General features: G+C 73.3%; 23 protein-coding genes and 1 pseudogene. 9 read left to right on the top strand and 15 right to left on the bottom strand.

Going from position 1 to position 23,288, the window contains the following annotated elements; all coding sequences use genetic code 11:
• Positions 1–25: 25 nt before the first annotated feature.
• Positions 26–1,894, bottom strand: coding sequence for a CocE/NonD family hydrolase (locus tag AC0B61_RS23455; RefSeq protein ID WP_471742683.1), 1,869 nt, complete (start codon positions 1,892–1,894; stop codon positions 26–28).
• A 223-nt stretch (positions 1,895–2,117) separates the two neighbouring features.
• Positions 2,118–3,083 (bottom strand): hydrolase, encoded by a 966-nt coding sequence (locus AC0B61_RS23450; protein ID WP_471742682.1) that lies wholly within the window; start codon positions 3,081–3,083, stop codon positions 2,118–2,120.
• Between the two features lie 238 nt (positions 3,084–3,321).
• Between AC0B61_RS23450 and nicT the strand changes: the two genes are divergently transcribed.
• Positions 3,322–4,452, top strand: coding sequence for a Nickel transporter NicT (gene nicT, locus AC0B61_RS23445; protein WP_471742681.1), 1,131 nt, complete (start codon positions 3,322–3,324; stop codon positions 4,450–4,452).
• Positions 4,453–4,528: 76 nt separating this feature from the next.
• Here the strand turns inward: nicT and AC0B61_RS23440 are convergent, their stop codons facing one another.
• Positions 4,529–5,467: an SGNH/GDSL hydrolase family protein gene (locus AC0B61_RS23440; RefSeq protein ID WP_471742680.1), complete on the bottom strand. Its 939-nt coding sequence runs from the start codon at positions 5,465–5,467 to the stop codon at positions 4,529–4,531.
• A 421-nt stretch (positions 5,468–5,888) separates the two neighbouring features.
• Positions 5,889–6,911, bottom strand: a complete 1,023-nt coding sequence (locus AC0B61_RS23435) for an AraC family transcriptional regulator (protein WP_471742679.1) — start codon at positions 6,909–6,911, stop codon at positions 5,889–5,891.
• Between the two features lie 213 nt (positions 6,912–7,124).
• Between AC0B61_RS23435 and AC0B61_RS23430 the strand changes: the two genes are divergently transcribed.
• The 3 genes from AC0B61_RS23430 (at position 7,125) to AC0B61_RS23420 (ending at position 9,871) form a co-directional block, all read left to right on the top strand.
• The gene (locus AC0B61_RS23430) at positions 7,125–7,595 is read left to right on the top strand and encodes a (2Fe-2S) ferredoxin domain-containing protein (protein ID WP_471742678.1); all 471 of its coding nucleotides are present in this window, start codon (positions 7,125–7,127) and stop codon (positions 7,593–7,595) included.
• Positions 7,596–7,731: 136 nt separating this feature from the next.
• Entirely contained in the window at positions 7,732–7,968 is a 237-nt protein-coding gene (locus AC0B61_RS23425) for a hypothetical protein (protein ID WP_471742677.1), read from the top strand.
• Positions 7,969–8,203: 235 nt separating this feature from the next.
• Positions 8,204–9,871, top strand: a complete 1,668-nt coding sequence (locus AC0B61_RS23420; RefSeq protein WP_471742676.1) for a purple acid phosphatase family protein — start codon at positions 8,204–8,206, stop codon at positions 9,869–9,871.
• A gap of 75 nt (positions 9,872–9,946) precedes the next feature.
• On the opposite strand, the gene AC0B61_RS23415 is transcribed toward AC0B61_RS23420, so the two are convergent.
• Both AC0B61_RS23415 and AC0B61_RS23410 read right to left on the bottom strand, forming a co-directional pair.
• Positions 9,947–10,279, bottom strand: a complete 333-nt coding sequence (locus tag AC0B61_RS23415) for a YnfA family protein (RefSeq protein ID WP_471742675.1) — start codon at positions 10,277–10,279, stop codon at positions 9,947–9,949.
• Positions 10,280–10,321: 42 nt separating this feature from the next.
• A complete protein-coding gene (locus tag AC0B61_RS23410; protein ID WP_471742674.1) occupies positions 10,322–11,536 on the bottom strand; it encodes a pyridoxal phosphate-dependent aminotransferase in 1,215 nt (404 codons plus the stop codon).
• Between the two features lie 97 nt (positions 11,537–11,633).
• Between AC0B61_RS23410 and AC0B61_RS23405 the strand changes: the two are divergent.
• Positions 11,634–12,017, top strand: a pseudogene (locus AC0B61_RS23405) (winged helix-turn-helix transcriptional regulator); the annotation flags it as partial.
• A 190-nt stretch (positions 12,018–12,207) separates the two neighbouring features.
• Positions 12,208–12,930: an SGNH/GDSL hydrolase family protein gene (locus AC0B61_RS23400; protein WP_471742777.1), complete on the top strand. Its 723-nt coding sequence runs from the start codon at positions 12,208–12,210 to the stop codon at positions 12,928–12,930.
• A gap of 61 nt (positions 12,931–12,991) precedes the next feature.
• On the opposite strand, the gene AC0B61_RS23395 is transcribed toward AC0B61_RS23400, so the two are convergent.
• On the bottom strand, positions 12,992–13,648 hold the full coding sequence (locus AC0B61_RS23395) for a GNAT family N-acetyltransferase (protein WP_471742673.1): 657 nt from the start codon (positions 13,646–13,648) through the stop codon (positions 12,992–12,994).
• Between the two features lie 131 nt (positions 13,649–13,779).
• On the opposite strand from AC0B61_RS23395, the gene AC0B61_RS23390 reads away from it, so the two are divergent.
• Positions 13,780–14,703 carry a pentapeptide repeat-containing protein gene (locus tag AC0B61_RS23390; RefSeq protein ID WP_471742672.1) on the top strand — a complete coding sequence of 308 codons (924 nt, stop codon included), beginning with the start codon at positions 13,780–13,782 and terminating at the stop codon, positions 14,701–14,703.
• A gap of 16 nt (positions 14,704–14,719) precedes the next feature.
• On the opposite strand, the gene AC0B61_RS23385 is transcribed toward AC0B61_RS23390, so the two are convergent.
• The 6 genes from AC0B61_RS23385 to AC0B61_RS23360 form a co-directional block, all read right to left on the bottom strand.
• Positions 14,720–15,280: a DinB family protein gene (locus AC0B61_RS23385; RefSeq protein WP_471742671.1), complete on the bottom strand. Its 561-nt coding sequence runs from the start codon at positions 15,278–15,280 to the stop codon at positions 14,720–14,722.
• Between the two features lie 55 nt (positions 15,281–15,335).
• On the bottom strand, positions 15,336–16,070 hold the full coding sequence (locus AC0B61_RS23380; protein WP_471742670.1) for a tyrosine-protein phosphatase: 735 nt from the start codon (positions 16,068–16,070) through the stop codon (positions 15,336–15,338).
• A gap of 10 nt (positions 16,071–16,080) precedes the next feature.
• Positions 16,081–16,755 (bottom strand): TetR family transcriptional regulator, encoded by a 675-nt coding sequence (locus AC0B61_RS23375; RefSeq protein ID WP_471742669.1) that lies wholly within the window; start codon positions 16,753–16,755, stop codon positions 16,081–16,083.
• A gap of 116 nt (positions 16,756–16,871) precedes the next feature.
• Complete coding sequence (locus AC0B61_RS23370) at positions 16,872–17,195, bottom strand: hypothetical protein (protein ID WP_471742668.1); 324 nt, start codon at positions 17,193–17,195, stop codon at positions 16,872–16,874.
• The gene (locus AC0B61_RS23365) at positions 17,192–17,704 is read right to left on the bottom strand and encodes a DUF6232 family protein (RefSeq protein WP_471742667.1); all 513 of its coding nucleotides are present in this window, start codon (positions 17,702–17,704) and stop codon (positions 17,192–17,194) included. The genes AC0B61_RS23370 and AC0B61_RS23365 overlap by 4 nt, the downstream gene beginning before the upstream one ends.
• A gap of 61 nt (positions 17,705–17,765) precedes the next feature.
• Positions 17,766–18,155 carry a RidA family protein gene (locus tag AC0B61_RS23360; protein WP_471742666.1) on the bottom strand — a complete coding sequence of 130 codons (390 nt, stop codon included), beginning with the start codon at positions 18,153–18,155 and terminating at the stop codon, positions 17,766–17,768.
• Positions 18,156–18,227: 72 nt separating this feature from the next.
• Between AC0B61_RS23360 and AC0B61_RS23355 the strand changes: the two genes are divergently transcribed.
• Positions 18,228–19,169 (top strand): LysR family transcriptional regulator, encoded by a 942-nt coding sequence (locus AC0B61_RS23355; RefSeq protein ID WP_471742665.1) that lies wholly within the window; start codon positions 18,228–18,230, stop codon positions 19,167–19,169.
• Positions 19,170–19,176: 7 nt separating this feature from the next.
• Here AC0B61_RS23355 and AC0B61_RS23350 read toward each other — a convergent pair whose 3' ends face one another.
• Positions 19,177–20,076 (bottom strand): aminoglycoside phosphotransferase family protein, encoded by a 900-nt coding sequence (locus tag AC0B61_RS23350; RefSeq protein WP_471742664.1) that lies wholly within the window; start codon positions 20,074–20,076, stop codon positions 19,177–19,179.
• A 67-nt stretch (positions 20,077–20,143) separates the two neighbouring features.
• Entirely contained in the window at positions 20,144–20,536 is a 393-nt protein-coding gene (locus tag AC0B61_RS23345; RefSeq protein WP_471742663.1) for a PPOX class F420-dependent oxidoreductase, read from the bottom strand.
• Positions 20,537–20,759: 223 nt separating this feature from the next.
• Here AC0B61_RS23345 and AC0B61_RS23340 point away from each other — a divergent pair, with 223 nt between their 5' ends.
• Positions 20,760–23,282 (top strand): Tex family protein, encoded by a 2,523-nt coding sequence (locus AC0B61_RS23340; protein WP_471742662.1) that lies wholly within the window; start codon positions 20,760–20,762, stop codon positions 23,280–23,282.
• Positions 23,283–23,288 lie beyond the last annotated feature (6 nt).

Genomic DNA, 23,288 nt, shown 5'->3' with positions numbered 1-23,288 from the left:
TTAGGCAAGTATATAAGGGAATCTTTTAGCTCTTCCCCCGGGGCACCCGGTGCTGCCACTCCCGGGCGAACACCACCGACCCGGCCTCCAGCGCCCGCAGCTGCACGATGCTGATGAAGTGCCCGGCGTCGCAGCGCAGTTGGACGCGGGTCTGGACGGTGACGTCCCAGCCGAGGTCGGGGCGTTCCAGCCGTACGGTGTGGTCGGTGCGGGCCTGGGCGCTGAGCGGGGCGCCGGTGAGGACGCGGTAGGCGGTGACGGTGTGCTCGTCGCGGACCAGGCCGTCGGGGTGGGTGCGGCTGCCGTCGTCGGCGGGGGAGAGTTCGGTGCGCCACTCGTGGCGGCCGATGTCGTGGATGGTGAGGCGCTCCGGCCGCGCGGTGAGCGGTTCGGTGAGGTGGATGTCGAGCGGATCGGGCAGCGTGGGCGCCTCGAAGGTGACGGGCTCGGCGCCGACGTCGGCGGCGAGGTGGCGGACGGGCAGGCCGAGGGTGGAGCGGGACGGGTCGAGGGCGTACCCGGCGGCCTCCGCCGGGGGCCACACCCACGGCCAGTAGACGGAGGAGAGGGCGAGCCGCAGCCGGTGCCCGGCGGGGACGGTCCGGGCGCAGGCCGCGAGTTCGACCTCGGCGTCCGGCCCGGAGCCGGGCGCGACGGCCAGGACTCCCCGGGTGACCAGCTCCGAGGTGCCGTCGGGGCCGACGGCGCAGAGCCGGGCCGTCACCAGGGCGGCCGGTCCGCCCTCGCGCAGCTGCAGCCGCAGCCGCAGGACCGGGGCGCCGAGCAGTTCGACGGGTTCGGGCAGCGGCTGGGAGTCGAAGCAGACCGACCGGCCGTCCTCCTCCCGCTGGTCCGGCGGCTGGTCGGCGGGGCGGCCGTGCAGGACGTAGGCACCGGCGTTGAGGCCGGTGTGCTGGGGGGAACGGACGTGGACGTACCGGTCGTCGGAGGCGGTGCCGGCGGTGAGCAGCGGCCCGTCGAGGCCGTAGTGGATCTCCCGGACGTCGGGGGAGGGCCAGGAGTCGTCGCCGGTCCAGCGGGTGCTGATCCAGCTGCGCAGGGCGGGTTCGGTGGCGGCGCCGGTGTCGGCGCCGCGCAGCCAGTGGTCCCACCAGCGCAGGGTCTCGGGCAGGGCGTCCTCGGGCAGGCCGTGCGGCCAGGGGCCGATCAGGGCGCGTGCGGTGGGGGACTCGGCGAGCAGGCGCAGCACGAAGGAGCAGGACGGGTCGCCCCAGCCGGCGATGGCGAAGGTGGGCACGGAGACGGGCACGGTGGTGTCGCCGGCGGCGAGCCAGGCGTCGACGGGCGGTTCCAGGGACTCCAGGCGGGCCAGCCAGCTCCTGCGCCAGGCGTCGCCGACGTGGCGCGGGTCCGGCGGGAGGGCGGCGTCGGCGACCAGGGCGGTGAGCCGGGTGTGCAGGTCGGCGGCGAGGAGGGCGCCGCCGAGCCGGTGGCCGCCCTCGGGGCAGGCGGCGACCACGGCGCCGACGGTGTCCGGCGCCAGGGCGGCGAGCCGCAGGGCTGCGGTGCCGGCGGCGCCGACGCCGAGCAGGCCGATGCGGCCGGTGGACCAGGGGCGGCGGGCGAGCCAGTCGACCACGGTGGCACCGTCGGCGAGTTCCTGTGCGCCGCCGGGTTCGCCGGGGGTGCCGTCGGAGTTGCCGTGCCCTCGGGTGTCGACCCGGAGGGCGGCGTAGCCGTGGCCCGCGTACCAGGGGTGGCGGCGGGCGTCGGCGGCGGCGGTCCGGTCGGTGAGGCGCCCGCCGGAGTACTCCAGCAGTGCGGGGACGGGCTCGTCGCCGACGGGGCGCCACAGCCGGGCGGCCAGCCGGGTGCCGTCGGGCAGCGGGATGCGGACGTCCTCGCGGGTGGTGCGGAAGGGGTACGACGGCATGGCCGCTCCCATCGGATCCCGGGCCGGGGTGGGTGCCGGCGGGCCCGCGGCGCGTACGCGGGGGGTGGTGCGGTGCGTGCGCGCCGCGGGCGTCGGTATTCCGACCCTAGGGGAGGAAGCGGCCGTTTTCCTGATGAGTGCCGCTTGCCCGGCTCTCCCGGCTCGCCCGGCGCGCCCAGCTCTCCCGGCGAGCGGTGCGGCCGGTGCGGCCGGTGCGGGCCGGTCAGGCCTTGCTCAGCCAGGCGGTGGCGTTGAGGGCGAGGGCGGCGTCGGTGCCGGCCGGGTCGTCCCAGCCGTCGAAGAGGTTGTTGCCGGGCTGGCCGGTGCCGTCGTCGATCGCGGAGCTGTCGCCCCAGACGGCGACCCGGCCGGAGCCGAAGGTGCTGGTGACGAAGAAGGCGCCGGTGGTGCCGCTGTAGCCGGTCCGGTAGACCAGGCCCTTGACCGAGGGGTTGTCGGCGGGCTTGAGGGTGAAGGTGGTGCCGTTGCGCAGGATGGAGCCGGTGACGGTGCCGAAGGGGCCGTGCAGGACGGGGTCGGTGGCGTCGTTGACCGCGCGCGGGTTGTCGGTGGTGATGTTGAGCAGGTCGACGGAGAAGCCGAAGGGGTCGTTGTTGTTCACCCCGTTGCTGGTCAGCAGGTCGTTGATGATCTTCGGCGAGTCCCAGCCGTCGTTGTTGCGGTCGCTGTTGAGGTGGTCGGAGACCAGGAAGAGTCCGCCGCCGTTCTGGACGAACCGCATGACCGCGGACTTCTCGCTCGCGCTCAGCCGGATGTTCGGTTCCGGGATGACGAAGGTGTCGAAGTTGGCGAGGTCGAGCGCGCCGCCGGTGCCGTAGGTGATGGTGGAGCCGGCCGGCAGGGTCTTGAGGCTGTACTGGCCGGTCTTCTGCAGGGCGACGCCCCAGGCGGACAGTGCGCCGGTCCAGCTCTTCTCGGTGGTGGGGCTGGGGTTCTGGGCGAGCGGGTCGGGCTGGCTGGTGCTGATGATCCAGTCGGCGTTGCCGGCGGTCTCGGCCTTGCTGTTGTCGAACAGCACCCGGTGCGGCGTGGCGCTGGTGGTGGCCGTCGCGGCCGGGGCGGCGGCGGGGGCGGGGGCGGCGGTGGCGGCCGGGGTGAGGGTGGTGAGCCCGGCCGCGAGCAGCGCCGCGCCGGAGAGGGCCGCGACGGTTCGAATGCGGATCGTCATGTGCCGTTCCTCCGTGGGGAGTCGAGGTGTTCGGCGCCCGAGTTTTCGCGCGTGGAACGGGAGTATCCGCGCGTAGAGCGACCGGAGGAAGCCCCGGGAGGTTACGAAGCCCTGTACGGGTCGTGGTGATCTCGGGGTGGGGGCGGAAACCGAGCCGTAATTGCGTATGACTTGCAACTGCGCGCACCGAGGCGGAAAGATGGCCCAGCTCCGCCCGCCCCACCGAAAGGACACCTCGATGACCGCCCCTCGCCGGCGCGACCGGCTCACCCGTGAGGAGTGGATCCGCCTGGCCGGAATGGGCGGATTCATCCTCGCGCTGCACGTCGTCGGCTGGTTCACCCTGCTCGCGCTCGTCGCACCCGAGCACTACACCGTCGGCGGGCAGGTGTTCGGCGCGGGCATGGGCCTGACCGCCTACACCCTCGGCATGCGGCACGCCTTCGACGCCGACCACATCGCCGCCATCGACAACACCACCCGCAAGCTGATGGGCCAGGGCAAGCGGCCGCTGTCCGTCGGCTTCTGGTTCTCGCTCGGGCACTCCTCGATCGTCTTCGGCCTCTGCGCGCTGCTGGCCTTCGGCATCCGCTCGCTGGCCGGCCAGGTGGAGTCCGACGACTCGACGCTGCACCAGCTGACCGGCCTGATCGGCGTCACCGTCTCCGGCACCTTCCTGCTGCTCCTCGGCCTGATCAACCTGGGCGCCTTCAACGGCATCCTCAAGGTCTTCCGCCGGATGCGCGTCGGCGAGTACGACGAGGCCGAGCTGGAGCGCCAGTTGGAGCGGCGCGGGCTGATGAACCGCATCCTCGGCCGGGTCACCAGGGCCGTCACCAAGCCGTGGCACATGTACCCGGTGGGCCTGCTGTTCGGCCTGGGCTTCGACACCGCCACCGAGGTGTCCCTGCTGGTGCTGGCGGGCGGCGCGGCGGCCTTCTCGCTGCCCTGGTACGCGCTGCTCACGCTGCCGGTCCTGTTCGCGGCCGGGATGAGCCTGCTGGACACCATCGACGGCTCGTTCATGAACTTCGCGTACGAGTGGGCCTTCTCCAAGCCGGTCCGGAAGATCTACTACAACCTGACCGTCACCGGGCTGTCGGTGCTGGTCGCGCTGGTCATCGGCTCGATCGAGCTGATCGGCCTGCTCGGCGAGAAGCTGGACATCACCAGCGGGCCGATCGCCTGGATCGGCGGACTGGACCTCAACTCCGTCGGCTACGCCATCGTCGGGCTGTTCGTGCTCACCTGGGCCGCGGCGATCGCCTTCTGGAAGTTCGGCAACGTCGAGGAGAAGTGGTCGGCCGGACTGGCCACCGCCGCCGCCTCGGCTGCCGCTGCCTCCTCCGCCGCCGCCAAGCCGGAGTAGCGCACGGGCGAACCGAGGGGGCGGTGACCGGGGTCTGGTCACCGCCCCCTCGGGGCTTTCCGGGGCGGGGCGAGCCCTACTTCAGCGCGGCGAGCACCGCGTCCGCCATCACCTTCTCGCCGGTCGCGTTCGGGTGGAACGGCACGGCGGGCGAGCCGGGCAGCGCGCCCTCGATCCAGCGGTCGTCCGAGCAGACGTCGTGCCCGAGGGTCGGCGTTGCGGTGTCGACGTACGTCGCGCCGCCCGCGGCCGCGGTGGTCCTGAGCGCGGCGTTCAGCTTGTCGAGCACGCCGTGCATGTACTCGACGTCGCCGGGGGTGACGGGCTGGCGCAGCACGCACGACGAGCCGTCGGCGGGCAGCACGGACGGGTAGCCGACCAGTAGCACCTTGGCCTTGGGGGCCTTGCGGTGGATGCGCTGCAGGGTGTCGGCGAGCTGCGGGGCGATGCCGGTGGTGATCCGCTCCGCCAGGTCGTCGTTGCCGTACTGCCAGGACCACGTGCGCCAGTCCCAGTAGCCGTGGTGGTAGACGTCCTTGCACGGCGTTCCGAGCGGGTTGACGGCGGCGCCGGCGATGCAGGTGGCGACCAGTTCACCGAGGCCGAGGTCGCTGGCCGCGAGGTCGTTGCCGCCGATCCCGAGGGTGACCAGGTCGGCGTCGGGGGTCAGCGCGTCCAGCTGGGGGTCGTTGACCTTGATGAAGGCGTCGTACTGGGGCTGGGTCATCGCCTTGATCTTGGCGGCGGCACAGGTGGCGTCGGTGTACGCGCCGGCCTTGAGGGCGGTGGCGACCAGGTGGCCGTAGTTGTGGTCGGAGCGCAGGCACAGGCCGGCCGACTGGCCGGGCACGCCGGCGCCGGCGGCGTAGGAGTCGCCGAGTGCCACGTAGTGCTGCGGGGCGGGGGTGGCGGCCTGGGCGCTCGTGGAAGTGAGCGCGAGGGCGGCGCCGAGGGCGATCGCGGCGAGGGCGGTGGAATTCCGGAGGTGCCGGGATTTCCGGGCAGGGCGGAGCACGGTTCCTCCTGGGGGAGAGAAACGACGGGTGGGGGTCGTGCGGAGCCGGGCCACAGCTACTCGCAGGTAAGTTACTGCCAGGTTTCGCGGCCGTCCATGGTTTGCGCGGAAATTGCCGAAATCCCGTCAGATGGCCGGCGGTGGAAATTTCGCATTTCGCTCCACCGTGTGTCGGGGGCATTTCCGAAACGCCGTGGAGCGGAATTCGTGCACGCGCTTGTCACCGGCGGCCCGGCCCGGTAGGCGAAGCGGGCGTGGCAGGAGACGGGCGTGACGGAGCGGGCGCGGCGTAAGGGCGGTGCGCCCCCTCCCCTGCGGGAGGCGCACCGCCGCCGCTCGGGACCAGCCTCGCCGAGCGGCGCCCGTGCGCCTATCCACTTCCGTGCGCCGCCGACGTCCGTTTTCGGATAGTCCGGGCCCGTCAGGAGCCGCGCCCGAGGTCCTGCGAGGGCGAACGCCCGTACGTGCGCCGGTAGTCCGCGCTGAAGCGGCCGAGGTGGGTGAAACCCCAGCGGCAGGCGACCTCGGTGACCGTGCCGCTCGCCCGGCCGTCGGCGATGGCGAGCAGGTCGTGGTGGGCCCGGTCGAGCCGGACGCGCCGCAGGTAGGCCAGCGGGGTGGTGTCGAGGTGGCGCCGGAAGCCCTCCCGCAGGGTGCGCAGGCTGACCCGGGCGGCCCGTGCGATGTCGGCGACGGAGACGGCCTCGTCGGCGTGCTCGGCGCAGAAGTCCGCCGCCCGCCGCAGGGCGCTCGGCAGCAGCGCGGGGCCGCGGTCGGCTGTCGAGCCGCTCAGCGAGTGCGCCTGTGCGTCCAGCAGACCGTCGACCAGCAGCCTCTCGAAGTGGCGTGTGCCCAGCGGTGACTGGCGTGCCAGCGGGGAGGCGGCGAAGACCCGGAAGTGCCCGGCCAGTTCGAGCCAGGACCGCACGGCCGGGTTCCCGGGGTCGAGGGTGGGGTGGAAGCGCGGCAGCTCCCGGGGGAGGTCGCCCAGGCGGGCCGCGAGGGCTTCCTCCACCGCGCGGCGGGAGAAGACGAGGGCCTCGTTCACGGCTGCGTCGGCCCAGTCCATGGTGACCTGGTCCCCCGGTCCGGCGATGTGCGGGCCGGCCGGCAGCTCCCGGCCGTTGGCGTGGACCCGCAGGCCGCCGGGGGAGGGCAGGATGACGCTGTAGAAGTCGGGCAGCTCCCCGGTCCGGATCCGTACGTCGGCGCCGTACCGGAGGTCGTAGAGCCCCACCTCCCCCTCACGGAAGGCGCGGAAGCGGCCCGCGATCGGCCGGCGGCCGCGTACCGTCAGCTGGTGCGAGGAGAGTCTGCTGCTCACGACCCGGGAGAGCTCGTCGGCGCACTCGCCCTCGTACAGCGCCACCGGGCCCGGCCCGTCGCTTCGGGTGCCGTCCTCGTCCGCCCCTTCGTCGTCCCGCCTCGCCGGCTCCGCGGCCATGGGCGTCAGAGGCCCGGGGGCCGGGCGCGCAGGAGCCCCGCCACCACCGCGCTCACCGACCTCCGCAGGGCCCGGTTTCTTCGCTTCGGCACCCGCCCGTCCTCCCCCTCGTCCCTATGACGTGCGCATTCTAAAGGGGTGGTCGGACCGCATCCGGGTGCCGGGTACAGTGCGTGGGCAGAGCGCGCCGGAGACCAGGGGGTACCAGAACCGATGAGCCGCCGAGACCGTGACCGCGACGGCGTCCGCGACCGGGACGGCGACCGCACCGGCGGCCATGGCCGCGACGGCGTCCGGGACCGGAAGCGGGGCGGAGCCTCCCCGGTGACCGTCACCGTCTGCCGCGGCTGCTGCTGCGGCACCGAGGCGAAGCACCCCGGCGTGGACCACGCGGGGCAGTACGAGCGGCTGCGGACGGCGGTGGGTCCGGCGGGCCGGGTCCGGGCGGTCAAGTGCCTGGACGTGTGCTCCCAGTCGAACGTGGTGGTGGTCGGTCCGTCCGCCGAGGGCCGGGCAGCGGGCGGCCGGCCGGTCTGGCTCGGCTTCGTGCTGATGGACGAGATGATCGACGACATAGCGGCCTGGGTGCGGGCGGGCGGCCCGGGCCTCTCCGATCCGCCCGGTCTGCTCGACCTCCAGTTGATCTCGGTCTCCCGTCGGGTCCGCGAGGGCCTGGCGGAGTAGCGGCCGCACCGGGCCCGGCCCGACCGGTCGTCAGATCACCGACCCGGGGCGGTCCGGCGGCCCGCACCACTACCATGACCGGTGGCATCGAGCCGTTCCGCGCATCGAGCCGCTCCGCGCGCGAGGGAGGAAGACGATGACGACGGTCTGCCGCATCTGCGCGGGCACCGGCCGCACCGCCGGCCTCAACTGCCGGACCTGTCAGGGCACCGGCACCACCGAGGTGGGCGGCGGGGGCGGCAACTGCTTCCTGTGCGACGGCACCGGCGTGTACGTGCGCTACCGGGTGGACGCGGGCGGCGCCAAGCACGCCTACCGGGACGAGATCTGCCGCACCTGCGACGGCACCGGGAACCGGGCCGCCACGCAGTAGGGGGAGCCCTCCTGACCCTCCGGCGCACGCCGCTCCCCGAGAGGGCTCCGGCGACGCTCCGGCGACGCCCGCTCAGGTCGGAAGGCTGGTGGGAGCCATGATCGGCCGTCGGATGGGTGCGGACCAGTCCTTTACCGAACCATGGTCGAACATTGGTGTTCGAATGGGGTGTGCGCTGCGGCGCGTTCACCGCGCGTCCGTGTCCGATCCACGTGCCACTGACAGAGTCCCGCGCATGGATATCCCCAAGATGGGCGTGCCGGCCAAGCTTGCCGACCGCATGAGCACGGCCGAGCAGCACGAGTACCTGCGGGCCCGCTTCTCCCGCCGCCGGATGCTGCGCGCCGGCGCCGTGACCGTCGGCGCCGTCGCCGTCGGTGGTGCCCTGGGCAGCGGCACGGCCTTCGCCGCGCCGGCCGGCCCGCAGTTGGCGACGGCCGGCACGACGGCCGGCATCGACGGCTCGCTGGTCGCGCCGATCGGCCGCCACCTCCAGTTCGGCCCCGAGCCGGACACCCAGTTCCGCGTCTCCTGGCAGGTCCCGGCGCCGGTCAAGAAGCCGTTCCTGCGCTTCGGCAGGACGCCATGGGAGCTCAGCCACAAGGTGCAGGCCGAGGTCCGCGCCCTGCACACCCCGGCGCTGGCCCCGGGCAGCCAGCCGGTGGACCAGTACTACCTGCACGTGGCGCTGGAGGACCTGCACCCCGACACCACCTACTACTACGGTGTCGGCCACGACGGCTTCGACCCGGCCTCGCAGCAGCAGATCTCCACCCTGCACACCTTCCGCACCGCGCCCTCGCGCGACCACCGCTGGGGCAAGGTGTACGAGCCGTTCACCTTCACCGCCTTCGGCGACCAGGGCGTCAGCTCGCACGCGGCGGGCAACGACCACGTCATCAAGGCGCAGAAGCCGGCCTTCCACCTGCACGCCGGCGACATCTGCTACGCCGACCCGGCCGGCTCCGGCACCGACCCGGACAAGTCCGTCTTCAGCGCGAAGACCTGGGACGACTTCCTGGTCCAGACCGAGACGGTCGCCGCCGAGATCCCGTGGATGGTCGCCTACGGCAACCACGACATCGAGGCCTGGTACTCGCCCAACGGCTACGGCGGCGAGAACGCCCGCTTCTTCCTGCCGGACAACGGCCCGGACCCGCGCAAGGTCCCCGGCGTCTACACCTTCCGCTACAAGAACGTCGGCGTCATCTCGCTCGACGCCAACGACGTCTCGTACGAGATCCCGGCCAACCTGGGCCTGTCGGCGACCAAGCAGACCCAGTGGCTGGAGCGCACCCTCAAGGACCTGCGCAGCGACGAGACCGTCGACTTCGTCGTGGTCTTCTTCCACCACTGCGCCTTCTCCACCACCGTCGCGCACGCCTCCGAGGGCGGCGTCCGCGAGGCCTGGGTGCCGCTGTTCGAGAAGTACCGGGTGGACCTGGTCATCAACGGCCACAACCACATCTACGAGCGCACCGACGCCATCCTGGGCAACAAGGTCTCGAAGCAGGTGCCGAGCGGCGCCACCATCGAGCCCGAGAAGGACGGCGTGGTCTACGTGACCGCGGGCGCGGCCGGCCGCAGCCTGTACAAGTTCGACGTGCCGGACACCTACGAGGGGCACGAGAACCACCAGGACGAGGTCAAGACCTACTACTGGGGCAAGGGCAGGGTGAAGGTGCCCGAGACCATCCAGTGGTCGCGGGTGCGCTACACCGGCTACTCCTTCATCAAGGTCGACGTCACCCCGGCGCACCTGGGCCAGAAGTCGGTCATGAAGGTCACCGCGCTGGCCGAGGACGGCACGCAGATCGACAACTACTCGATCCTGCGCAAGGTCGGCGAGGGCTGGGACTCGGGCCGCAACGACGACGGCGAGGGCGGCGGCTGGGGCTGGTAGCCGCCGGTCGCCGGCAGCCGCCGCCGCGTGTGACGGTGCCCCGGGTCGGACCTCCGACCCGGGGCACCGGTGCGTTCAGCGCCGGGGGCCGTACATGATCACGGCGACCCCGGCCAGGCAGACCAGCGCGCCCACCACGTCGTAGCGGGTCGGCCGGAAGCCGTCCACGACCACGCCCCAGAGCAGCGAACCGGCCACGAACACCCCGCCGTACGCGGCCAGCACCCGGCCGAACTGGCTGTCCGGCTGCAGCGCCGCCACGAAGCCGTACGCGCCGAGCGCCACCACCCCCAATCCGGCCAGCCACCACGGCCGTTGCTCGCGCACGCTCTGCCAGACCAGCCAGCAGCCGCCGATCTCGGCGAGCGCGGCGAGGACGAACAGGGCGGCGGAGCGCAGGACGGTCATGCCTGTGAGCGTAGGACGGTCATGCCTGCGGGCGTGGGCGGGTCAGCTCTGGCGGTACGTCGCGAGGAAGCGCCCGATCCGGTTGATGGCCGTCTCCAGGTCGTCGGCGCGGGGCAGGGTGACGAAGCGGAAGTGGTCCGGGCGGGGCCAGTTGAAGCCGGTGCCCTGGACGACGTGGATCTTCTCGCGCAGCAGCAGGTCCAGGACGAACCGCTCGTCGTCGACGATCCGGTGCACGGCCGGATCGAGCCTGGCGAAGGCGTACAGCGCGCCCTTGGGCTTGACGCAGCTGACGCCGGGGATCTCGTTGAGCGCCTTGACCGCGATGTCGCGCTGCTCGGTGAGCCGGCCGCCGGGCAGGACCAGGTCGTTGATGGACTGGTGGCCGCCGAGCGCGGCCTGGACGGCGTACTGGGCGGGCACGTTGGGGCACAGCCGCATGCCGGAGAGCATGGTCAGGCCCTCCAGGTAGTCGGTGGCGTGCTGCTTGGGCCCGGAGACGACCAGCCAGCCGCTGCGGAAGCCGGCCACCCGGTAGGCCTTGGAGAGGCCGTTGAAGGTGAGGGTGAGGACGTCGTCGGCGAGGGCTCCGAGGCAGTGGTGCTCGGCGTCGTCGTAGAGGATCTTGTCGTAGATCTCGTCGGCCAGGACCATCAGCTGGTGGCGGCGGGCCAGGTCGAGGATGCCCTCCAGCAGTTCCTTCGGATAGACGGCGCCGGTGGGGTTGTTGGGGTTGATGACGACGATCGCCTTGGTGCGGGCGGTGATCTTGGCGGCGATGTCGTCCAGGTCCGGGTACCACTCGGCCTCTTCGTCGCACAGGTAGTGCACGGCCTTGCCGCCGGCCAGCCGGACGGAGGCCGTCCAGAGCGGGTAGTCGGGCATCGGCACGAGCACCTCGTCGCCGTCGTCAACCAGGGCGGTGACGGCCATCTGGATCAGCTCGGAGACGCCGTTGCCGAGGTAGACGTCGTTGACGGTGACGCCCTGCACCCCGCGCTGCTGGTAGTACTGCACCACCGCGCGGCGGGCCGGCAGGATGCCGCGCGAGTCGCTGTAGCCGTGCGCCGCGGGCAGGTTGCGGATGATGTCCTGGATGATCTCCTCGGGCGCCTCGAAGCCGAACGGGGCCGGGTTGCCGGTGTTCAGCCGCAGCACGCTGTGCCCGGCCTCCTCCAGGGCGTTGGCCTGGTCGACCACCGGGCCCCGGATCTCGTAGCACACGCCATTGAGCTTGCTGGACTGTCGAAACTCCACCTGCGGCCTCCCGACCGTCACCACCGCTCCGCTGCTTCTGCTTTGTTCTACCAAGTTGTCACTTGGAAAGTCCAACCTCTTGGCTATGCTGATCCACATGTCACGCCGAAGCTACGACCAGTACTGCGCCGTCGCCCGCGCCCTGGACGCGGTGGGCGAACGCTGGAGCCTCCTGATCGCCCGTGAACTCCTCCGCGGCCCGCGCCGCTACACCGACCTGCACGCCGACCTGCCCGGCGTCTCCACCGACATCCTGGCCGCCCGGCTCAAGCAGCTCGAGGGGGACGGGCTGGTCGTGCGGCGCAGACTGGAACGGCCGGCCAACGCGACGGTCTACGAACTGACCGGACGCGGCCGCGAACTGCGGCCCGTCATCGAGGCGTTGGGGGAGTGGGGCCTGGCCGCCCTCGGCGAGCAGCGGCCCACCGACGCGGTGCGCGAGCACTGGTTCACGCCCGGGGCTGCGGCCGCCGTCCCGGGCTAGCATCCGGCGGCGGCGGTGGGAGGACCGGGGCCGGGAGCCTCGCTGCACCGGCGCAGGGACGCACCCGTACGATCGTCGGACCGCGGAGTCATCCCAGGAGAGCGGAGGCCGACCCGTGCCCACCCCCCACCGCAGCTACGGCAGCTACGACAGCTACGTCGCCCTCGGAGACTCCTTCACCGAGGGCATGGGCGACGACCTGCTGCCCGACGGCCACTACCGCGGCTGGGCCGACCGGGTCGCCTCGGCACTCGCGGCGGAGCACCCGGACCGGGACTTCCGCTACGCCAACCTGGCCGTCCGCGGCAAGCTCATCGGCCAGATCCACGACGAACAGCTCACCCCCGGCGCCGCCGCCGGCGCCCAGCTCGTCACCCTCGCCGGCGGCTTCAACGACGTGCTGCGCCCCGGCTGCGACATCGACCGGGTCGAGCGGCTGCTCGGCGACTGCGTCCGCCGACTGCGCGCCACCGGCGCCACCATCGTCCTGTTCACCAGCACCGACCCCACCCGCCGGCTCGCGGGCGGCGCCCGACTGCTGCCCGCCATCCTGCGGATGAAGGCCTTCGTGCAGGAGCTCGGCACCCAGGACGGCATCACCGTCGTCGACCTCTTCTCCGCCCCCTGCTTCGACGACCGCCGACTCTGGGCCGAGGACCGCCTGCACCTCTCGCCCGAAGGCCACCGACGGGTCGCCGAAGGCGTACTGGAGGCACTCGGCCGCCCCGCCGCCTTCGACTGGCGCGCCCCGCTGCCCGCCACCGCCCCGCCCGGCCGCGCCGAACGGCTGGCAGCCGACGCCCGCTGGCTGCGCACCCACCTCGGCCCGTGGATCGGCCGCCGGCTCACCGGCCGCTCCTCCGGCGACGGCCGCCCGCCGAAGCGGCCCGAGCTGCTGCCGTACCGCTAGCGCGCCGGGGCTCCGGGCCTGCAGGCGGCGGGTCTGCAAGCGGCGGGCCTCTGCCGGGCTGCTAGCTTTCGGGAGCCGCCGGCTCCAGGACCAGGCTCGCCATCGGGGCGTGGGTGGTCCAGCCGAGTGCGGTGTAGAGCGCCCGGCCCTCGGGGGTGCCGACCAGGACGCCGGTGCCGGCGCCTGCCTCGTACGCGGCGGACTGCAGCGTCCGCATCACCAGGGCGCCCAGGCCCTGGCGGCGGAACTCGGGCGCGGTGGTGATCTGGTCCGGTACCGCCACCGGGCCGGCCAGGCCCGCCTGGCCGCGTGCGGCGAAGTGCCCGTCCCCGGAGCGGACCAGCACCCGCAGGACGCCGCCCCGCTCCCAGGCGGTCACCGTGTAGCCGGCCGGGGCCGCGGGGCGTCCGGGGGCCAGCGGGGCGCTCATCAGGAAGCCCGGCGCGTCCAGTCGCCAGCGGGGGCCCAGCCAGGGCCGCACGGTGGCGTCCTCGGCGAACAGCTTCAGCCAGGTGGTGGGTGCGGTGGTGGCCTCGGCGATCCTGCGGACCTCGGCCTCGGCCGGTTCCGGCAGCACGTGCCGGGCCACTTCGCCGACGGGCGCGCCGACGTCGATGGTCCAGCCCCAGGGCCGGTCCACCGGCTCGGCGGAGCCGCGCGAGACGGCCCAGCCCGAGATCCACCTCCGGACCAGCTCCCTGATGTCCGGCTCCGGCATCCCGCCACCTCCGCATGTAATGGTCTATGTCCAGCTGCATACCTTACGGACTGGGGCGGTCGTCTGACCAGTAGAATTTCCGGGGTCCGCGGCGTCACACCGGCGCCCGGCTGCTGGAAGGATCCTGGAACGTGCGCGAGACCGAGTCGCCGCAAGACCCCACGGCGGCCGCGCCGACCCCGCTCCGATCCGACTGCGGCAACTGCTTCGGACTCTGCTGCGCCGCCCTGCCGTTCGCCGCCGGCACCGACTTCGCCATCAACAAGTCCGCCGGTACCCCCTGCCGCAACCTGCAGACCGACTTCACCTGCGGCATCCACGAGCGGCTGCGCGACAGCGGCTTCCAGGGCTGCACCGTCTACGACTGCTTCGGCGCCGGGCAGCGGGTCTCCCAGGTGACCTTCGGCGGGCGCAGCTGGCGCGAGGAGCCGGACACGGCCGGGCCGATGTTCGAGGTCTTCCCGATCGTGCGGCAGCTGCACGAACTGCTCCGGTACCTCACCGAGGCGCTCACCTTCGAAGCCGCCCACACCGTCCACGCAGACCTGCGGCAGGCCCTGGAGGAGACCGACCGGCTCGCCGGCGGCACCCCCGAGGAGATCCTCGCCGTCGACGTGCCGGCCCACCGGCAGCGCGTCAGCGACCTCCTGCTGCGCGCCGGCGAACTCGTCCGGGCGTCCGTCCCGCGCCGCCGCGAGCACCGCGGCGCCGACTTCTTCGGCGCCCGGCTGCGCGGCGCCGACCTGCGGGGTGCCAACCTGCGCGGCGCCCTGCTCGTCGCCGCCGACCTCTCCGGCGCGGACCTGCGCCTGGCCGACCTCATCGGCGCCGACCTGCGCGACGCCAACCTGGCCGGCGCCGACCTCACCACGGCCCTCTACCTCACCCAGGCCCAGCTCGACGCCGCCCGCGGCGACGCGGCCACCCGCCTGCCGGCCGGACTCACCCGCCCCGCCCACTGGCCCGCCACCGCCGCGCCCACGGCCCCGGCCCCGGCGGCGAAGCCCCGGCCCGGCAACGGCGGCGCCCGGCCACCCCGAGACCGGCGCCGCTGACCGCTGCCGACCGGCCCTACTGGCCGACCCGGCCGTCGATGCACTCGCGCAGGAGGTCGGCGTGCCCGCAGTGGCGGGCGTACTCGTCGATCCGGTGCACCAGCAGTTCCCGGATCGCCACTCCGCTCCGGCCGACCCGCTCGCCCAGGTCGGCGTACCCGGCCAGTGCGGCGTCGGTGGCGGCCTGTTCGCGTTCCAGGTCCCGGAAGGCGTCCGCCACCACCGCCGGGTCGGCCAGGGCTCCGTCGAAGTCCGCGTCCCGCTTGCCGTACAGCTTCGGCAGCGGCTCGTCCTCGGTGAGCCAGTTGCGCCAGTCCCGTTCCACCTCGGCGAGGTGCCGGACCAGCCCGAGCAGCGACATCGTCGAGGGCGGCACGGAGCGTCGCGCCAGCTGGTCGGCGTCGAGGCCGTCGCACTTCATCCGCAGGGTCAGCCGGTAGTTCGTCAGGCAGTCGTGCAGGGCGCCGGGTTCACCGTCCGGGCTGGGGCCCTCGCTGTTGCGGGGGTCGTCGTCCGGATCGGACCACATGTCGGGGTAGACGGTCGCTTCGGTCCATCGCGCGGGTTGCTCGGTCATACCGGCCATGGTCGTTCACAACCCCCGGTGCCTGCCACCGAGTTGCCGCTGCGGCTCAGTCGGTCAGCAGACGGGAGCGGAGTGCGGCGATCCGGGCGCGGTCGATGCCGAGAGTGCCGGTGAGGTAGGCCTCGACGGAGCCGTGGCGGGCGGCGAGGTCGGCGAGGGTGCGGCGGATGACGGCCTCCGGGGCGCGGCCGTAGCCGGGCCAGCGCAGGGTGCGGCCGGGGTTGGCGGCGTGCCAGTCGGCGACGAGCCGCGCGGTGGCGAGCTCGGTGAGGGCGAAGTCCGCGGCGATGTCGTCCTCGGCGACACCGAGCAGCGTGAGCAGCAGGGCGGCGATGAGGCCGGTGCGGTCCTTGCCGGAGGCGCAGTGGAAGACCACCGGGGCGTCGGCGTCGGTGATCACGTCCAGGGTCTGGCGGATCTCCTTGACCCCGTCCTCGGCGACCTCGGCGAAGCGGTCGGCGAGGTAGCGCCAGGGGTCGAGCTCCGGGTCGATCTCGGCCTGGTCGTACGGGCGGTGCTCGATCGAGAGGTTGTGGTACTCCAGTCCCTCGAAGTCGGGCACCCGGCCCTTGGCGGCGATCTCCCAGGGGTAGCGGAGGTCGATCACGGTCCGTACGCCGAGGGCGCGGAGCCGGTCGAGGTCGGCGTCCGAGGTGAGCTTGCCGAGCGAGTCGGAGCGGTAGAGCAGGCCCCACCGTACGGACCGTCCCCCGGCGGCCGGAAGGCCGCCCAGGTCGCGGAAGTTGTGCAGGGCCTCGAAGGTGTGGTGACGCGTCGTCATGCGCGGCACTCTAACCGGGGCCGTCCTCAGGGCCGTCGTGCGGGCCGGGGCCGGGGCCGGGGCCGTAGCCGTGGGTGAGGAGGCCGAAGGCGCGGGTGGCGTCGGCGGCGGCTTCGGCGTGCAGGTCGTCGGGGGTGCGGCCACCGTCCCGGATGCGCTGCCAGTTGTGCAGGGCGAGGACGCGCTGGGTGGCGGTGACCTGGGCGGCGAGCAGCGGGGCGGTGAGGTCGCGCGGCTGCGGGAGGTCGGGGGCCTGGGCGAGCGCGTCGGCGAGGGAGCGTTCGGCGCGGGCCACGTACTCGCCGACCCGGGCGGCCAGGCTGGGGGTGCCGTAGACCAGGGCGGTGAAGGCGAGGACCGCGGGGTGGTCGTTGAGGCCGGTGACCGGGTCGCGCCGGGTGAGGCCGGTGAGGAAGTCCCGGAGGAGCGCGTCGAGCACCGGTTCGCCGGCCGGGCGGGCGCGGACGACGTCCGCGGCCTGCTCCTGGTGGTCGGCGAAGCGGTGGACGACCAGGTCCTCCTTGCTGGGGAAGTAGGAGAACAGCGTCGGCTTGGAGACCTCGGCAGCCGCCGCGACGTCCGCCACCGACACCTGGTCGAAGCCGTGCTCCAGGAAGAGGGCGATGGCGGCCTCGGAGATGGCCCGCCGGGTGCGCTCCTTCTTGCGTTCGCGCAGTCCGCTCATGGTGTCAGGCTAGCAGCCGGGTTGACCGGGGCAGCTTTCTGACCGGGTAGCGCAAGCTGGAGGTGCGAGCCGGGCAGTGCGAGCCGGGTAGCGCACGCCGGACAACGCGGCCGGGCTCAGGAGGTGATCGAGTCCATGATCCGGCGGATCGCCTCCACCACGGGGGCGCCCGCCGTGACCAGGGAGGCGACCCCGGAGATGTTCCGCAGTGCGCGCCGCAGGACGGTCGGCGGGGTGGCGGTGCCGTCGCCGATGGCCTCCAGCGATTCGTCCAGCACCTCGCGGTCCTCGGCCGGCACCTGCCCGCGCAGGGCGCGTACGGCGGCGACGAGTTCGCGCAGCGCGGCCTGGGGGTCGGCCGGGCCCTGGTGCTTGATGATGCCGATGTTGTGGTCACCGTGCTGGGTGACGGAGTCGCCGAAGTGGAAGTCGCCGCTCACCGGCCCACCTGCTTTCCGATGTTGTGGTCGCCGTACTGGTTGATCCGGTCGCCGATGTGGACGCTCTCCACCTGGATGGCGAACTCGGCCTGCGGATTGTCGATGGCATCCATGATCATCTCGATCAGCCGGCCGACCTCCCGGGGGTCGTGGCTCACCACGGCCGTGGTCGAGGCGTTGGAGGTCTCGATGACCAGCTTGTACAGCGCCCGCTGCCGCAGCCGGGTGACCAGCCGGTAGATGCTGAAGGCGAGGCCACCCAGCAGCAGCACGCCGGGGACGGCCGCGACCTGCCCCGGGTCGGTCGAGTTCTGCAGCAGCGCGCTGAGGACGGTCACCGCGAAGGCCAGCGCGAACACCTGGCGGACGAACCGGATGATCGTCCAGGAGCGCTTGGGCGGCCACCAGACCAACTGCCGTGCCCGGGCGATGTGCTGCAGTGGGTAGGCGTCGCCGCCGACCCACAGCACCCGCCGGCTCACGCTGACGGTGATCACGTTCCGTGCCAAGTCCGTTCCCCCTTACTGGCGGAGAGAACCATAGCAACAGCGACGGTTACCTGACGTGGGATCAGCGAGACGGCCGGCGGGCGGTGACCTCGATCTCGATCCTCATCCGGGGGTCGGCGAGCCCGCACACCTGCATGGTGGCGGCCGGCCGCACCTCGCCGAAGCAGCGGCGCAGGACCGGCCAGCACGGTTCGAAGTCCGCACGCTCGGGCAGCAGGTAGCGCACCCGCACCACGTCCGCGAAGCCGCAGCCCGCCTCGGCCAGGGCGGCCCCGATGTTGCGCAGGCACTGCTCGGCCTGCTCCACCACGTCGTCGGAGATGGCCATGGCGGTGTAGTCGAACCCGGTCGTCCCGGACACGTGGACCCAGTCGCCGTCCACCACGGCACGGGCGTAGCCGATCTGCTCCTCGAAAGGCGAACCGCTGAGGATCGCACGTCGCTCTGTCATGGTGGAGACGCTAGGTGGGCTGCGGTGATACGTCCAACACTCCGCACGACATGACCTGATATCCCTGGAGGTATGGAGCGCCCCGAACTTCCCCTCCCGCAGGTGCACGCCTTCGTCGTGCTCGCCGAGGAACTGCACTTCGGCCACGCCGCCGCCCGCCTCGGCATCGCCCAGCCGCCGCTGAGCCAGCAGATCCGGCGGCTGGAGGACAGGGTCGGCCACCCGCTGTTCCACCGTGGCCCCGGCGGCGTCACCCTGACCCCGGCCGGCCGCGAACTCCTGCCCGCCGCGCGGCGGGCGCTGACCGACCTCGCGGACGGGCTGGCCGCCGCCCGCGCCGTCGGCAGCGGGGAGGCCGGCCGGCTGCGGATCGGGTTCTCCGCCTCGCTCGCCCTCACCGTCCTGCCCGGCCTGCTGGACACCTTCCGGCAGCGCCACCCAGCCGTGCACCTGGACGTGCGCGAGATGACCAGCGCGCCGCAGCTAACCGCGCTGCACGAGCGGACCATCGACGTCGGCCTGCTGCGCGAGCCGCCCGCGGACGAGCCGGAGCTGTCCTTCCGTACGGTCCTGCACGAGCCGTTCGTCGCCGTCCTGCCGGCGCACCACCTGCTGGCCGGCCAACGGACCGTCCGGCTCGCCCAGTTGGCGGACGCGCCGTTCGTGCTGCTGCCCCGGGAGGACGGGCCGCAGCTGTACGACCGGATCACCGGCCTGTGCGGCGAGACGGGCTTCGCGCCGCGGATCGCGCAGCACGCGGTGGAGTGGCAGACGGTGTGCGCACTGGTCGGGGCCGGCCTGGGGGTCTCCCTGGCCCCGGCGAGCATCCGGCGCATCCGGCTGCGCGGCGTCGCCTTCCGCCGGATCGACCCGGGCACCGCCCGCACCCGGGTCGCCGTCGCCTGGCGCCGCAACGACCCGGGGCCGCTGGTCCGCAACCTGCTCGCGGCCGTGGCCGACGAGGTGTCCGGAATACGTGGGACATCCGGTGTGCCCGGGGCGGCCGGGGCCTGAAGGCGCCCTACACGCTGCGGTCGGCGAGCACCTCGCGGACGACGTGGCGGGCGTTGGCCGTCAGGGCCGGGTCGGTGTGGCGGTAGTAGGGGATCGTCACCAGGGCGATGGAGAACGCCCAGGCGCGGCCGCGCGCCCACATGGCGTCGTCCGCGCGCAGGGCGGCGCGGTAGGCGGGGCGGGCGGTGGCGGGCAGCAGGTTCCAGGCGGCGATCAGGTCCGCGGTCGGGTCGCCGGCGCCCATCAGGGCGAAGTCGATGACGGCGGCGAGCCGGCCGGTGCGGGAGACCAGGAGGTTGCCGGGGGTGAGGTCGCCGTGCATCCAGACCGGTGGCCCGGCGTAGTCGGGCAGCCGAAGTGCCTTGTCCCACAGAGCGGTTGCGGCCGCCGTGTCGATCGAGCCGGAGAGCTGGGCGATGGCCGCGCGGGTCGCGCCGTCGCGGGAGGCGAGCGGGGCGCTGCGGTGGCCGGCCGGGGCGTTCGTCGGGTTGACGGCGCGCAGGGCGTTGACGAAGCCGGCCAGGTCGCGGGCGAGGGCCCCGGGTGCGGCGAGGCCGCCGGCCGCCGGGTTGACGCCGTCGATCCACCGGAGCACCGACCACTCCCACGGGTATCCCGCGGCGGGCCGTCCGAGCGCGAGCGGGGCGGGGACGGGCAGTGGCAGCCGGGGTGCCAGGGCGGGCAGCCACTGGTGCTCCCGGCGCACGTCCCCGGCCGCCCACTCCACCCGGGGCAGCCGGACGGCGAGTTCGGGGCCGAGGCGGAACATCGCGTTGTCCGCCCCGGCCGGGGCGACCGGGGTGATCGGAAGGCGCTCCCACTGCGGGAACTGGGCGGAGATCAACCGCCGCACCAGGGCCGCGTCGACCACCGGCTCGTCAGGGTGCATCCGGGCGGCAGCGCACATGCCCGGCAGCGTACAGCGCCGATCGTTTCCGTTCAGCCGTATTCCACAACCGGGCACATCCCGATGATCAGCCGACGGTGACCCGCACCCCGACCGTGCCGCCCTTGCCGAACCGCAGCACGTTCGCGGTCAACGCGACCGCGCACAGCAGCCCGTACTTGCGCCGCAGCAGCGCGCGGTAGGCGGGCGCCCGGGCGGGGTCGAGCACGGCGGTGCCCCGGACCTGCGCACCGAGCAGGTTGCCGCGGATGTCGCTCGGGCCGACCAGGACGTCCGTGCGGTTGCGCAGGCGCTTCACCTTGCCGGTCTTCGTCACCGTGGTGAAGACCAGCGCGTCGCCGTCCCGGGCGACCCAGACGGGGGTGGCCACCGGAGTGCCGTCCCTCCGGAAGGTGGTGAACAGCAGGTACTTGGCGGCAGCGAGCCGCTCCAGTTCGGCGGCGGCATCCAGAGTGTCCATGCCCGCGAGCCTAGGAGGCGGCAACTGGGCCCCGCTCAAGCCTCGGTGGGGCCCGGGCGCACCGGGCAGCGCCCGTGCGCCGCCTGTGTTCCGCCTGTGTTCCGCCGCTGCCCTGCCGGGCCGCCACGCCCGGCCGCCACCGGTGCGGCCGGGCGCCGTCGTCGGCACCTGCCAGAATGCAGGGCGTACGGCGAAAGCTCTGAAGGAGAAGGTGACCGGCTTCGTGACCACGCCAGCCGAACAGGTGGCCCGCCAGGCCCAGCAGGCGATCGAGCGCAAGATCGCCGAGGAACTGGGCGTCCGCGAGGGGCAGGTGAAGGCGGCCGTCGACCTGCTCGACGGCGGCGCGACCGTGCCCTTCGTGGCCCGCTACCGCAAGGAGGCCACCGGCTCCCTCGACGACGCCCAACTGCGCGGCCTGGAGGAACGGCTGCGCTACCTGCGCGAACTGGAGGAACGCCGGGCGACCGTCCTGGAGTCGATCGAGGCCCAGGGCAAGCTGGACGACGCGCTGCGCGCCCAGGTGCTGGCCGCGGACTCCAAGGCCCGCCTGGAGGACATCTACCTCCCGTTCAAGCCGAAGCGGCGCACCAAGGCGCAGATCGCCCGGGAGGCCGGACTGGAGCCGCTGGCCGACACCCTGCTCGCCGACCCCTCCCAGGACCCGGCAGCGCTCGCCGCCGCCCTCATCGGGAACGGCACCATCGACGCGTCGGTGCCGGACGGCGCGGCGGCCCTGGAAGGCGCCCGGGCGATCCTGGTCGAGCGCTTCGGCGAGGACGCCGACCTGGTCGGCTCGCTGCGCGAACGGATGTGGACCCGCGGCCGCCTGGTCGCCACCGTCCGCGACGGCAAGGAGCAGGACGGCGCCAAGTTCGCCGACTACTTCGACTTCGCCGAGCCGTACACCAAGCTCCCCTCGCACCGCATCCTGGCGATGCTGCGCGGCGAGAAGGAGGAGGTGCTCGACCTCGAACTCTCGCCCTACGACGGGGATTCCGCGGGCGACCTGCCCGGCGAGAGCGACTACGAGCAGCGGATCGCCGCCCGTTTCGGCATCGCCGACCGCGGCCGCCCGGCCGACAAGTGGCTCGGTGACACCGTCCGCTGGGCCTGGCGCACCCGGATCCTGGTGCGCCTCGGCATCGACCTGCGCGCCCGGCTGCGCGCCGAGGCCGAGGAGGAGGCGGTGCGGGTCTTCGCCGCCAACCTGCGCGACCTGCTGCTCGCCGCCCCGGCCGGCACCCGCGCCACCATGGGGCTGGACCCGGGCTTCCGCACCGGCGTGAAGGTCGCCGTGGTGGACGCCACCGGCAAGGTCGTCGCGTACGAGACGATCTACCCGCACCAGCCCGCCAACAAGTGGGACGCGGCCCTGAACACCCTGGCCGCGCTGGCGAAGAAGCACGACGTCGACCTGGTCGCGATCGGCAACGGCACCGCCTCCCGGGAGACCGACAAGCTCGCCGAGGACCTGATCAAGCGCCACCCCGAGCTGAAGCTCACCAAGGCGGTGGTCAGCGAGGCCGGCGCGTCGGTCTACTCGGCGTCCGCGTTCGCCTCGCAGGAGCTGCCGGAGCTGGACGTGTCGATCCGGGGCGCGGTCTCGATCGCCCGCCGCCTGCAGGACCCGCTGGCCGAACTGGTCAAGATCGATCCCAAGTCGATCGGTGTCGGCCAGTACCAGCACGACCTGAGCGAGGTGAAGCTCTCCCGCTCGCTGGACGCGGTGGTCGAGGACTGCGTCAACGCCGTCGGCGTGGACGTCAACACCGCCTCGGCGCCGCTGCTCACCCGGGTCTCCGGCATCACCGGCACGCTCGCCGACAACATCGTGGCCCACCGCGACGCCAACGGCCCGTTCCGCACCCGCAAGCAGCTCAAGGACGTGTCACGGCTCGGCCCCAAGGCCTTCGAGCAGTGCGCCGGCTTCCTGCGCATCCCCGGCGGTGCGGACCCGCTGGACGCCTCCAGCGTGCACCCCGAGGCCTACCCGGTGGTGCGCCGCATCCTCGCCTCGACCGGCGGGGAGCTGAGCGAGCTGATCGGCAACGGCGCCGCACTGCGGGCGTTGAAGCCCGGCGACTTCGCGGACGACACCTTCGGCGTCCCGACCGTCACCGACATCCTCGGCGAGCTGGAGAAGCCCGGCCGCGACCCGCGCCCCGCCTTCCGCACCGCGACCTTCAAGGAGGGCGTCGACAAGATCGGCGACCTGGAGGCCGGCATGGTGCTGGAGGGCGTGGTCACCAATGTCGCCGCCTTCGGCGCCTTCGTGGACGTGGGCGTCCACCAGGACGGGCTGGTGCACGTCTCGGCGCTGTCGAAGACCTTCGTCAAGGACCCGCGCGAGGTGGTCAAGCCCGGCGACATCGTGAAGGTCCGGGTGGTCTCGGTGGACGTGCCGCGCAAGCGGATCGGGCTCACCCTGCGGCTGGACGACGAGGTCGGGCGCGAGCGCGGCGATCGGGGCGGGGACCGGGGCGGCGACCGCGGGGACCGGCAGGCCCGCCCGCCGCGCCAGGAGCGGCGGGGCGGCGGCGGCCAGGGCGGCCAGGGCAGCCAGGGCGGTCTGGGCGGCCAGGACCGGCGTGGCGGCCAGGGCGGCCGCGACCGCGGTGACCGCACGGGCGGCGCCCCGGCTCCGGCCCCGGCCAACAGCGCCATGGCGGACGCGCTGCGCCGGGCAGGTCTGGCCGGTGGTGGCGGCGACGGCGCGGGCAGCCGGCGTTCCGGGCGGCGCTGACCGGAG

It is taken from the genome of Kitasatospora sp. NPDC023385 (assembly GCF_055664045.1).
This window is presented reverse-complemented; position numbering and strand designations above follow the sequence as displayed.